At 70.7% G+C, this 10,696-nt stretch carries 16 protein-coding genes and 1 pseudogene; 10 read left to right on the top strand and 7 right to left on the bottom strand.

Annotated elements, in window-relative coordinates; all coding sequences use genetic code 11:
* From PKD06_RS02380 to PKD06_RS02390, 3 genes are all read right to left on the bottom strand, one after another.
* Positions 1–229, bottom strand: a 229-nt coding sequence (locus PKD06_RS02380) for a metal ABC transporter permease (protein ID WP_324377399.1), incomplete at its 3' end; no start/stop codon positions are given.
* A 5-nt stretch (positions 230–234) separates the two neighbouring features.
* Positions 235–1,017, bottom strand: coding sequence for an ABC transporter ATP-binding protein (locus PKD06_RS02385; protein ID WP_324377364.1), 783 nt, complete (start codon positions 1,015–1,017; stop codon positions 235–237).
* A complete protein-coding gene (locus PKD06_RS02390; RefSeq protein WP_324377366.1) occupies positions 1,014–1,184 on the bottom strand; it encodes a hypothetical protein in 171 nt (56 codons plus the stop codon). The genes PKD06_RS02385 and PKD06_RS02390 overlap by 4 nt, the downstream gene beginning before the upstream one ends.
* 103 nt (positions 1,185–1,287) lie before the next feature.
* Here PKD06_RS02390 and PKD06_RS02395 point away from each other — a divergent pair, with 103 nt between their 5' ends.
* Positions 1,288–1,776 carry a Fur family transcriptional regulator gene (locus PKD06_RS02395; protein ID WP_324377368.1) on the top strand — a complete coding sequence of 163 codons (489 nt, stop codon included), beginning with the start codon at positions 1,288–1,290 and terminating at the stop codon, positions 1,774–1,776.
* Positions 1,777–1,994: 218 nt separating this feature from the next.
* Here PKD06_RS02395 and PKD06_RS02400 read toward each other — a convergent pair.
* A pseudogene (locus tag PKD06_RS02400) lies at positions 1,995–3,002 on the bottom strand (acyltransferase family protein); the annotation flags it as partial.
* Positions 3,003–3,074: 72 nt separating this feature from the next.
* The gene (locus PKD06_RS02405; protein WP_324377370.1) at positions 3,075–3,563 is read right to left on the bottom strand and encodes a CAP domain-containing protein; all 489 of its coding nucleotides are present in this window, start codon (positions 3,561–3,563) and stop codon (positions 3,075–3,077) included.
* A gap of 182 nt (positions 3,564–3,745) precedes the next feature.
* Between PKD06_RS02405 and PKD06_RS02410 the strand changes: the two genes are divergently transcribed.
* From PKD06_RS02410 to PKD06_RS02435, 6 genes are all read left to right on the top strand, one after another.
* Positions 3,746–4,381 (top strand): phosphatase PAP2 family protein, encoded by a 636-nt coding sequence (locus tag PKD06_RS02410; protein ID WP_324377372.1) that lies wholly within the window; start codon positions 3,746–3,748, stop codon positions 4,379–4,381.
* A 41-nt stretch (positions 4,382–4,422) separates the two neighbouring features.
* Complete coding sequence (gene pyk, locus PKD06_RS02415; RefSeq protein ID WP_324377374.1) at positions 4,423–5,844, top strand: pyruvate kinase; 1,422 nt, start codon at positions 4,423–4,425, stop codon at positions 5,842–5,844.
* 101 nt (positions 5,845–5,945) lie between these two features.
* Positions 5,946–6,491 carry a hypothetical protein gene (locus PKD06_RS02420; protein ID WP_324377376.1) on the top strand — a complete coding sequence of 182 codons (546 nt, stop codon included), beginning with the start codon at positions 5,946–5,948 and terminating at the stop codon, positions 6,489–6,491.
* Positions 6,484–6,891 carry a phage holin family protein gene (locus PKD06_RS02425; protein WP_324377378.1) on the top strand — a complete coding sequence of 136 codons (408 nt, stop codon included), beginning with the start codon at positions 6,484–6,486 and terminating at the stop codon, positions 6,889–6,891. The genes PKD06_RS02420 and PKD06_RS02425 overlap by 8 nt, the downstream gene beginning before the upstream one ends.
* Positions 6,888–7,211: a hypothetical protein gene (locus PKD06_RS02430; RefSeq protein ID WP_324377379.1), complete on the top strand. Its 324-nt coding sequence runs from the start codon at positions 6,888–6,890 to the stop codon at positions 7,209–7,211. The genes PKD06_RS02425 and PKD06_RS02430 overlap by 4 nt, the downstream gene beginning before the upstream one ends.
* On the top strand, positions 7,208–7,714 hold the full coding sequence (locus PKD06_RS02435) for a hypothetical protein (RefSeq protein ID WP_324377381.1): 507 nt from the start codon (positions 7,208–7,210) through the stop codon (positions 7,712–7,714). The genes PKD06_RS02430 and PKD06_RS02435 overlap by 4 nt, the downstream gene beginning before the upstream one ends.
* A 15-nt stretch (positions 7,715–7,729) precedes the next feature.
* Here PKD06_RS02435 and PKD06_RS02440 read toward each other — a convergent pair whose 3' ends face one another.
* Complete coding sequence (locus PKD06_RS02440) at positions 7,730–8,077, bottom strand: response regulator (RefSeq protein WP_324377383.1); 348 nt, start codon at positions 8,075–8,077, stop codon at positions 7,730–7,732.
* A 343-nt stretch (positions 8,078–8,420) separates the two neighbouring features.
* Here PKD06_RS02440 and minC point away from each other — a divergent pair, with 343 nt between their 5' ends.
* The 3 genes from minC to minE are packed head-to-tail and all read left to right on the top strand — an operon-like array spanning position 8,421 to position 10,264.
* The gene (gene minC / locus PKD06_RS02445; RefSeq protein WP_324377386.1) at positions 8,421–9,155 is read left to right on the top strand and encodes a septum site-determining protein MinC; all 735 of its coding nucleotides are present in this window, start codon (positions 8,421–8,423) and stop codon (positions 9,153–9,155) included.
* 33 nt (positions 9,156–9,188) lie between these two features.
* On the top strand, positions 9,189–10,004 hold the full coding sequence (gene minD / locus PKD06_RS02450; RefSeq protein WP_324377388.1) for a septum site-determining protein MinD: 816 nt from the start codon (positions 9,189–9,191) through the stop codon (positions 10,002–10,004).
* Positions 10,001–10,264 carry a cell division topological specificity factor MinE gene (minE, locus tag PKD06_RS02455; protein ID WP_324377390.1) on the top strand — a complete coding sequence of 88 codons (264 nt, stop codon included), beginning with the start codon at positions 10,001–10,003 and terminating at the stop codon, positions 10,262–10,264. The genes minD and minE overlap by 4 nt, the downstream gene beginning before the upstream one ends.
* Positions 10,265–10,308: 44 nt before the next feature.
* On the opposite strand, the gene PKD06_RS02460 is transcribed toward minE, so the two are convergent.
* Positions 10,309–10,518 carry a hypothetical protein gene (locus tag PKD06_RS02460; protein WP_324377392.1) on the bottom strand — a complete coding sequence of 70 codons (210 nt, stop codon included), beginning with the start codon at positions 10,516–10,518 and terminating at the stop codon, positions 10,309–10,311.
* Between the last annotated feature and the right edge of the window lie 178 nt (positions 10,519–10,696).

Below are 10,696 nucleotides of genomic sequence, written 5' to 3' on the forward strand. Positions count from 1 at the left end.
GGCCCCCCGCCGTCATGGCCGGCACCGAGAGCCCGCCGACGATGAAGCCGAGCGCCGCGCCGGGCAGGATGGCATGCGCCATGGCGTCGCTCATCAGGCTCATGCGGCGCAGAACCAGGAAGACGCCGATCGGCGGCGCGGAGAAGGATAGGGCGAGGCACCCGACGAGCGCCCGCCGCATGAAGGCGAACTCGACGAAGGGCCCCAGGACCGGATTGGCGGCCAGCATGCCGCTCATGCCGCGACCCCGGGCCGCAATCGCGCCGGCGCCTCGCCCGCATGGCAATGCTCGGCATCGCGCGCCCAGGCTTCGACGAGGCTGCGGCTGCGGGCCAGGTTGTCGGGAGTGAGCACGGAGGCGGTCGGCCCCCAGGCGATCAGTTCCCGCGCCAGGAGCAGCGTGATCGGAAAGGTCTCCCGGACCTGGGCGAGGTCGTGCAGGGCGGCGACCACCGTGCGGCCTTCTCCATGCCAGCCGGCCACGACGCCCAGGAGGTCCTCCGTAGTACGCCCATCGATGGCGGCGAAGGGCTCGTCCAGCAGGATCAGCCGCGCGTCCTGCACGATGGTGCGGGCGAAGAGCGCGCGCTGGAGCTGTCCGCCGGACAGAGTGCCGATGGGCCTGTCCTCGAAGCCGCGCAGCGAGACCTGCGCCAGCGCGGCGCGGATGCGCTCCTCCTCGTCCCGCCCCGCCCGGCGCCAGGGGCCGAGGCGGCGCCAGGCGCCCGTGGCGACGAAGTCGTGGACGCTGATGGGAAAGCCCGCATCGATCTGGGCGCGCTGCGGCAGATAGGCGATCTCCGCGACGCTGCGCCCGCAGCGGTCGACGGCGCCCCCGAGGATGCTCGCGCGTCCGACGATGCCGTTGAGGAGGGTCGACTTGCCCGCCCCGTTCGGCCCCATGAGAGCCACCAGCTCCCCCTCGCGGATCGTGCCGCTGAGATGGTGGACGGCGGGGCGGCGGTCGTAGCCGAGCGTCAGGTCCCGGAAGACGAGAGCCGCCGGAGCTTCCGTCACGCGAGCCCGAGCGCGATCGCCGACCAGAGCAGCGCGATCGCGGCGCCGGCCATGATCAGGCGTCCCGAAACGCCCATGCGCAGGACGGAGGCGCGCGCGGGCGCCACGAGCGCCGCGGGCGCGATCTCGGAAGAAACGGCGCGATGCGCCTCGGCCAGGGTGACCATGATGACCCGCGGTGATACGCTGGAAGCCCGATCATGTTATGTTGTAACGCTCGCGGAGGCAAGCCCCGTCCGCCCTTCAGGAGACCCGGCGCCCGGGACCGCCATGGCCGATCCGCATCATCATCACCATTCCCATCCCTTCCACGTCGATCCCGCCGCCTTCATGCGCCATGCGGAGGAGATCTGCCGGGGCGCGGGCATCCAGCTCACCGCCTTGCGACGGCGGGTGCTCGAGGAGCTGGCGCGGGCAGAGCATCCGCTGGGGGCCTATGACCTCGTCGAGAGATTGGGGCGCGAGCGCCGCATCGCTCCGATCTCGGTCTACCGGGTGCTGGACGTGCTGATCGAGGCGGGGCTGATCCACCGGATCGCCACGCGCAACACCTACCTGCCCTGCAACCACGCGCATGAATCTCACGCGGCGACGATTTTCCTCGTCTGCACGACCTGCGGCAATGTCGACGAGGTCGCCTCCGACGAGGTCGCGCGCGGCGTCTCCGACACCGCGGCGGCGGTGGGGTTCAGGCCCGGCTCGCGCGCGGTCGAGGTCGAGGGGGAGTGCTCCGACTGCCAGGCCGCGCCCGCGCGGTAAGGCCGCAGCGCCCGGCTGAGATCGATCCCCGAGGAGCCTCCCTCAGGCGCGGCCGGGACCGCGGGCGCTGCGGGCGCGGGTTTCGCAGCCGGAGGCCGCGCCTTCGGCGCCCCCTCGCGCGGCTTCAGATGCGCCCAGCCCGGCCTGACATAGAGGAAGGAGAGGCGCGTCCCGCGCGCGAGGACCTCCGCCAGGAGCGGGAAGAGCACCGCGCCGAGCGTCACCACAAGGGCGATCGCGCCCGCATCCCCGGCCGGCCAGACATAGCTCAGGAGGAGCCGCAGGAACACCATCGGCAGGAAGAAGGTGAGATAGACGGCGAGGGATTTCGAGCCGAGATAGCGGGCCGGCCGGCCGGCGGGGCTGCGGGCTATCAGGGACGCCGTCACGGTCACCGCGACGGCCCCGGCGAGCCCCGCCAGGAGGCTGATTCCGGGAAGCTCGGCGAGCGTCGTCGCGCCCCATCTGTCGATCGGCGTCAGGGCCAGCGCCCCGTTGGCGAAGGCCCAGGCGAGAAGCCCGGCGAGGGCTGGGGCCGCATGCGAGCGCGCCCATCCGGCCAGCCGGAAGACATGCGGCGCGAACAGATATCCGGCGACGAAATAGACCCAGCGCTCGCAAAGCTCGTTCACGAAATCCGAGGAGGTGTCGATCGGAAGGATCTGCAAGGTCGCGGCGAGCCCCAGGAGTAGCGGCCAGGGAAGGCGGCGCAGGAGCTTCGTCGCGATGGAGAAGACGGCGAGCGCGTAGACGAACCAGAGGGTCGAGAAGGGCTCGACGAGGGAATGGGCGAGATGCCGCGCGAAGCCGGCGACGGAGCCGTCGGAGACCTGTCCGAATTTCACGCCCGACTGGATGAGAAGCCACAGGAGATAGAAATACGCGAAATGGACCACGCGCTTGTCGGCGTAGAGGCGCCAGTCGCGGTCGATCACGCGGCCCAGGAACAGGCCCGAGACGAGGAAGAAATCGGGAAGCCGGAACGGCTTCGCGAAGGCGACGGCCCAATGCATGAAGCCCTCGCGCCCCAAAGCCGCCTCGACCCCGAGGGTCGAGTGCATGGTGACGACGAGAACGATGCAGATGCCCTTGGCGATGTCGACCCAGTCGACGCGCTCCCCCTCGGCGGTGGGCGATGCGGGGGCGATCCCGGCCGCGGGACCCGGCGCTGCGGGAGGGGTCCGCGCATCGCGTTTCGCGCTTTTCGCGTAGCTGACGATCTCCATGGCGCCGCAGAATGGCGCGCCAATCGTTCAGGAACCGTAAGGATCGCCGAAATCGCGAGCCCGCCGCGCGGCCTATCGGGCCAGGACCAGCGCCCAGTACGTGTTGTGGCGCGGCCCCAGGGTCTCTGCGCGGGCGAAGCCGATCCGCGTCATGTCGGGCTTGAGGAGATTGGCGTTGTGAGGGGGCGACTGGCGCCATTGCGTCATCGCGCCGGCGACAGTGCTCGAGCCCATGGCGAGGTTCTCGGCGGCCGCGGCAACGTCGTGGCGCGCCATCCGGCTCGCGAAATCGCCGTGCGAGAGGCGTCCCGCCCGGGCGACGGCGCGGGCCTGCTCGGCGGCGGCCTCGTTCAGATTCCCGTCGACCTCCACCGCGCCGAGCCCGTGCGACTTCCGATAGGCGGAGACGGCGCGGGCCGCCTCGCCCGCATCCCGCGTCGAGATGGTGACCGGCCCCCCGGAACCCGCGAAATCGACGGGCAGCACGCCGCAGCCCGCGAGGGCGAGGCAGGACAGGAGCCCGGCGGGAAGGAGGAGGGCGGCACGAAGGCGGCTCGGCATGAGGGAACTCGTGGCAGGATCGGCGCCAGATGTCGGGTGAAACGGGCGCCTTTGCGGCGGAGCGGCGATTCCGCGCAGGCTCGCCGGAAGCCGCCCGGCGGCATAAGAGGCGTCCGGCCTCCGCCCGGGAGGCCGGAATGGGAGATCCCCGGCGATCTCCCCCGGAGTCGATTCGCCGCGTCATGATCAGCCCAGCCGTCTCCGCCCTGGCCGATGCGGCCCTGCTGCTGCCGGCGGCGATGCTGGTGCTCCTGATTCTCGGCGCCCTTCGCCAGGGGCGCCTGTTCCTCGCCTTCGCGACGGCCCTCGGGGCGGCGGCGGTCACGACCCTCGTGCTGAAGCTCTTCTTCCACGCCTGCGGCCACGCGATCGTCACGGAGGTGAGGGTCCTCAGCCCGAGCGGCCACGTCGCCTTCGGCACCGCCTTCTACGGCGCGCTCGCGATCATGCTGGCGGCGGGGCGGGGCCGCTCCGTCCGCCTGCTCGCCTGGCTCGCGACGGTCCTCCTGCTCCTCGCCGTCGGCGTCAGCCGCGTGCGCACCGGCGCGCACAGCAGCGCCGAGGTCGTGATCGGGTTCGCGGTGGGCGGGGCGGCTTTGGGGCTCTTCGGCGTCCTGCACGGCTGGGCCGGGCGGCCGCGGCTGCCCTGGCTTCCCTTCGGCGCGGGGTTCTCCCTCGCGCTGCTTCTGCTGTGGGGAAGCCATTTCTCGCTGGAAGGCGAGATCGCCCGCTATGCGCGGCGCATGGCCGCTGTCCTCGACGTCTGCTCGCCGCCCGAAAGAATCGGGGGCGGGAGGTTTTCTTCCGGCCTTCATTGAACCATCGTAGGCGCAACGCGGCGAGAAGAAGGGGAGGTTCCATGCGACGCTCAAGACGGACGAGAATCGTGGCGACGCTCGGGCCGGCCTCCTCGGACCCGGCCATGATCGAGCGCCTCTTCGAGACCGGCGCCGACGTGTTCCGCATCAACATGAGCCACACGCCGCATGACCGGATGCGGGCCTTCGTGAAGGCGATTCGGGCGATCGAGAAGAAGCACGAGCGGCCCATCGGCATCCTGGCGGATCTCCAGGGGCCGAAGCTGCGGCTGGGCATCTTCAAGGACGGCAAGGAGACGCTGAAGCAGGGCCAGATGTTCGTCCTCGATTCGGACGAGGCGCCGGGCGACGCCGCGCGCGTCCACCTGCCCCATCCCGAGATCCTGGAGGCGCTGGCGGTCGGCCACACCCTCCTCGTCGACGACGGCAAGGTGCGCCTCGTCGCGAGGGAAGTCTCGCCCACGCGGGCGGTGACCGAGGTCGTGGTCGCGGGCACGGTGTCCGACCGCAAGGGCGTCTCGGTGCCCGACACCATGATCCGCGTCTCGGCCATGACCCCCAAGGACCGCTCCGATCTCGACGCCGCCATCGATGCGGGCGTCGACTGGGTCGCGCTGTCCTTCGTCCAGCGCCCCGAAGACGTCGCGGAGGTGAAGAAGGTGGCGCGCGGACGCGCCGGCGTGATGGCGAAGATCGAGAAGCCGCAAGGGATCGACCATCTCGACGATATCATGGATCTCGCCGACGGAGTGATGGTGGCGCGCGGCGACCTGGGCGTGGAGCTGCCGCTCGAGCGCGTCCCCGGCATCCAGAAGCGCATCATCCGCACGGCCCGGCGCCTCGGCAAGCCCGTGGTGGTGGCGACCCAGATGCTGGAATCGATGATTTCGAGCCCCGTCCCGACGCGCGCGGAGGTCTCGGACGTCTCGACCGCCATCTTCGAGGGGGCGGACGCCATCATGCTCTCGGCGGAGAGCGCGGCCGGCAAGTATCCGGTCGAGGCCGTCGGCACGATGGACCGCATCGCCCGCGAGGTCGAGCGCGACCCGACCTATCGCGGCGTGATCGCCGCCCAGCGGCCGGAGGCGGACGGCACCGGCGCCGACGCGATCGCCGATGCGGCGAGCGTCATCGCCGAGGATCTCGACATGGCGGCCATCGTCTGCTGGACCTCGACCGGCTCGACGGCGCTCAGGGTCGCGCGCGAGCGGCCCAAGCCGCCGATCCTCGCCCTCTCCCCCAATATGACGACGGCGCGCCGGCTGGCTCTGTCCTGGGGCGTCCATGCCCTGCGGGCGGACGACGCGCGCGACCTCGAGGAGATGGTCGAGCGCTCCTGCGCCACCGCCATGGAGGAATCCTTCGCCGATCCCGGCGAGCGGGTGATCGTGGTGATGGGCGTGCCGCTCGGCACGCCGGGCGCCACCAACATGCTGCGCATCGCCCGGACGCCGATCCGCTGAGGATCGCTTCGGGCGTCCTGCGTTCTCCGGCCGGTTGCGGACGGGAACCCCGGCACCGGCCCGGTGTTAGCGCAGCGACCAGGAACCGGAGACGAGGCGCGATGGCCGAGGCGGCCCGAGACATCGAAGACCGCGAGAAGCGGGCGCAAGCGGAGGCGGATCTCGGCTCCGGCCCGGCGGGTTCCGCGAGCCCCGCAGGCTCCGCGAGCCCCGCGGGCGTCGCGGAGGACCTGAAGGCGGCAGCGCTCGACCAGGGGCGCCGGCTGCTCGGCGATGCCCGGCGGCAGGCGACCTCCTATGCCGACGAGCGCAAGAACGAGGCGGCCCGCTCCGTCTCCGACATCGCCGCCTCGCTGCGCGAGACCGGCAGGTCCTTCGAGGACCGGCCGAACATCCGGGCTTTCGTCGGCAATGCCGCCGAGGGGCTCGACCAGCTCGCGGAGGGCCTGCGCGAGCGCAGCTTCGCCGAGCTGTACGGCGAGGCGGAAGCCTATGCGCGCCGCTCGCCCTTCGTGGTGGGCGCGGTCGCGGTCGCGGCGGGCTTCCTTCTCGCCCGCTTCATCAAATCCTCCTCCGACGAGATGTCGGAGACTTCCGCCGCTGCCCGCGCCGGGGCGGCGGCTCGCGAGGCGAAGACGAATGGCTGAGGATCCCGAGACGGCCGGGCGCGGCGCGACCTTGCGCGACCTCCTCGGCGACGCCCTGCGGGACGGGGCCGATCTCGCCGCGAGCGAACTCGCCCTGTTCCGGGCCGAGATGGCCTCCAACGCGGCCGGCTTCGCCAAGGGCGCGGCGATGTTCCTCGCCGCCTCGGTCTTCGCGGTCGCCTCGCTCATCTGGCTGACGCAGGCGCTCGTCTACGGCCTCGAACTGCTCACCCATTCGAGATGGATTTCGGCGCTGATCGTGGGCGGCGGGCTGCTCCTGATCGCGATCGTGCTCGCTCTCATCGGCAAGCGCTTCCTGTCCGCCGCGAGCGTGGTGCCGAGCCGCACGGTCCGGTCGGTCCGGCGCAACGCGGCCCTCGTCCCGGAGCGCCGGGCATGAGCGATCTCTCCGACCTGGAGGCGGAGGCTGCGGCGAGCCGCGCGCGCCTCGAGGACACGATCGGCCGCATCCAGGACAAGCTGACGCTGTCGGGGATGGTGGACGATTTCATCGGCAGCACGGGCGCGGCGGGCCTCGCGGGCGGACGCGACATGCTTTCCGTCCTTCTGAACCGCCATCCGCTGCCCGTGATGATCGCGGCGGCGGGGGTCGGCTTTCTGATCCACCGCCGGAACCATCGCCGCCCGCTCGCGGGCGAGCCCCTGGAGGGCCCGGCGCACGCGTCCCCGGCCGGCGCACAGGAGGCAGGAGAGACATGAGCGAAATCGAGCGGCATGACGACGAGCGTCCCGGCTCTCCGGCGGGCAAGGAAGGTTCCGCCGCCCTCGGGCGGGCCGCGGAGGCCCTGAAGAGCGCCGGCGACAGCGCGGCCCATGCGGTCGAGAATGCGGTCGAGCGGCTGCGCGAGGGGGCCTCGGAGGGCTACGAGCGCGCCCAGAACTGGGCCCATGAGAGCTACGAATCGGTGTCCCGGGAGGCCGCCTATGCGCGTCGCCGGAGCGCCGTGCGCCTCGATCGCGGGCGGCGGGGGGTCGAGGATTTCGTCGAGCAGAACCCGCTCATGGTCGGGGTCGCGGGCTTCGCAGCCGGGCTTCTGATCGGCGCCCTGCTGCCGGGCACGAGGCACGAGAAGGAATGGCTCGGCCCCTATGCGGATGACGTGCGCCGCGAGGGCGTGCGCTACGCGAAGGACGCGGTGCAGCAGGGGCGCGAGAGCCTCGCGGAGAACCTGCGCGCCATGACCCAGCCCCGCGAGCCCTGACGGCTCGATCCTGCGTCAGGAGGCGAGGCGGCGCTCGGTGGCGAGGCTGTTGCGGATCGCCGCGTGGCTATAGGGCTTGGGGATGAACCGGGCGTGGCGCAGGTGGTCCGGCAATTCGCCGGGGCGCGAACCCGAGACGAAGGCGAAGGGGACGCGGCGCTCGTCGAGGCGGGTGGCCAGTTCGTAGCTCTTGCCGTCGGGGAGATCGACGTCGAGAAAGGCGAAATCGGGAGCGTCGTCCAGGTGCGAGCGCAATTGCGCCAGGTTCTCGCAGAGATGGACGACCTCGTGGCCGCATCCCTCGACGATGAGCTGGAGATCGAGGGCGATCAGCGGATCATCCTCGAGGATCAAGATACGCATGGAACGCTCCGTCTCTTCGCGCCGAGGCCGGATGCGGGACGCCGCCGTCCCGGCGCGGACGGGACCGGGCAAGTCTCCCCCGGTTCCGTCGGTCACCGGGCATAAGGATCGGCCCGGGCGGTTAAGCGAAGATTACGCAGATGCGAATCATTCGCGCGCTCCTCCCTGCCAGGGCGATCGCATATGGCGTTGGCGGCTCGCAGGAAAACCCTCTCCTCGCTGGCGGGGAGAAGTCGAGTTGAGCCGCCTCCATATGCGATGGCCCTCCTGCCTTCGTGGGCGGGCGCTTTACGTATCGTTAACCATCGCCTCCCTACACAGAAGCAACCGAAAATTTACCAAGATGACCGCCGTGTTAACCCAACCCCGGCCGATCCGCCTCAAGGGGCGGAGCTTTCTCGCACTCGCGCTCGCCCCGGAACTGCCGGTCGAGGACTGGCTGGAGCGGCTCGACGATCTCGCCGCCCGCTCCACAGGGTTCTTCCTGCGGCGGCCGGTGGTTCTCGACATCGCCGGACTCGATATCGACCGCGCCCAGCTTCACGAACTGGTCGAGAAGCTCGGCGCGCGCAACGTGCGGATCATGGGCATCGAGGGCGCGCGGCCCTCGCTGCTCGGCGCGAACCTGCCGCCCGCGCTCGTGGACGGCCGCCCGGCCTCGGATATCGAGGCGCCGGCCGCGGGGGAGGCCGGGCGGGACAAGGCGCCCGAATGCGCCGCGCCGCCCGTGCCGCCGGCCCCCAAGGCGCTGCCCTCGATCGTCGTGAACGAGCCCGTGCGCTCGGGACAGTCGGTGATCTTCACCGAGGGCGACGTGACGGTCATCGGCTCGGTCGCCTCGGGCGCGGAGATCATCGCGGGCGGCTCGATCCACGTCTACGGCGCGCTGCGGGGGCGGGCCATGGCCGGGACCATGGGCAATGCATCGGCGCGCATCTTCTGCCGCAAGCTCGAGGCGGAGCTGATCGCGATCGACGGATATTACCGGACGGCCGAGGACCTGGAGCCCGACCTGCGGGGGAAATCCGTCCAGTTCTGGCTGGAAGGCGAGACGTTCAAGGTGGGATCGCTCGCCTGAGCGAATGACGGTCCACGTCAACAGGAGGGGTCAATGGGCAAGGTCATCGTGGTCACGTCCGGCAAAGGCGGCGTCGGCAAGACGACGTCTTCCGCCGCCCTCGGCGCGGCGCTCGCGCGGAGCGGGGAGAAGGTCGCGGTCGTGGATTTCGACGTCGGCCTGCGCAATCTCGATCTCGTCATGGGCGCCGAGAGGCGGGTGGTCTACGACCTCGTCAACGTCATCCAGGGCGAGGCCAAGCTGACCCAGGCGCTGATCCGCGACAAGCGGCTCGAAACGCTCTACCTGCTGCCGGCCTCGCAGACGCGCGACAAGGACAACCTGACGGCCGAGGGTGTCGAGCAGGTCATCGGGGCGCTGAGCCGCGCCTTCGACTGGGTCATCTGCGACAGCCCGGCGGGCATCGAGCGCGGCGCGACCCTCGCCATGCGCCATGCGGACGTGGCCATCGTCGTGACCAATCCCGAGGTCTCCTCGGTGCGCGATTCGGACCGGATCATCGGCCTGCTCGATTCGAAGACCGTGAAGGCGGAGAACGGTGAGCGGATGGAGAAGCACCTGCTCCTGACCCGCTACGATCCGCTGCGGGCCGAGCGGGGCGACATGCTCAAGATCGACGACGTCCTCGAGATACTGTCGATCCCGCTGCTGGGCATCATCCCTGAAAGCATGGACGTGCTGCGCGCCTCCAATGTCGGCGCCCCCGTGACGCTGGCGGACGAGCGCAGCCCGCCCGCCATCGCCTATTTCGACGCCGTGCGCCGGCTCAGGGGCGAGAGCCTGCCAGTCACCGTCCCCGGCGAGCGGCGCGGCTTCTTCGGCAAGTTCTTCGGAAGGAAAGCGGCATGAACCTGCTTCGCCTTTTCTCCCGCCCCCCCTCGGCCCCCGCGGCGCGCGAGCGGCTGCAGGTGCTGCTCGCCCACGAGCGCGCCTCCGTCGGCGGCTCCGACCTCGTCACGAAGCTGCGCGAGGAGATCCTGCGCGCGATCTCCAAGCACATGCAGGTCGACGACGAGAAGGTCAGCGTCAGGATGGAGCGCGGCGCCCAGATCTCGACCCTCGCCGTCGATATCGAGATCCCCTTCGACGGCGGCAAGAAAGTCGCTTAGCCGGCCCTCCCTCGCTTGACGCGGGGGAGGGTGAGTCCCGGCCGTCAGCGGGCGCGGGCTGCGATTTCTCGGCGGGATTCCTGCTTGATGCAGGCATCCATCTCGGGGCTGTTCCGCTTGGCGACCCGGCTCATGCAGCGCTGGGCGATCTCGTCGGCGAGCGTTTTCATTTCGGAATGGGTCATCTCGCCGACGGGTTTCGTCTGGCAGCCGGCAACCCACGCGGCAACAAGCACCGCAATCGCAACTCGCATGTCTTCGTTCCCTGGGGGGTGGACCCTCATCGCGCGATCCCGATTCGGGTCGGCGACATCGTGCCCGCGGGGTCCGCGGGCCTTCCGGCCGAAGCCGGCCCTTCCCGAAATCCTGCCATGTCCTTGAAAGCGATGGTGGGCGCACTAGGGCTCGAACCTAGGACCCGCTGATTAAGAG

The sequence above is a fragment of the Enterovirga sp. genome (assembly GCF_035325185.1).
Classification (GTDB): Bacteria; Pseudomonadota; Alphaproteobacteria; order Rhizobiales; family Beijerinckiaceae; genus Enterovirga.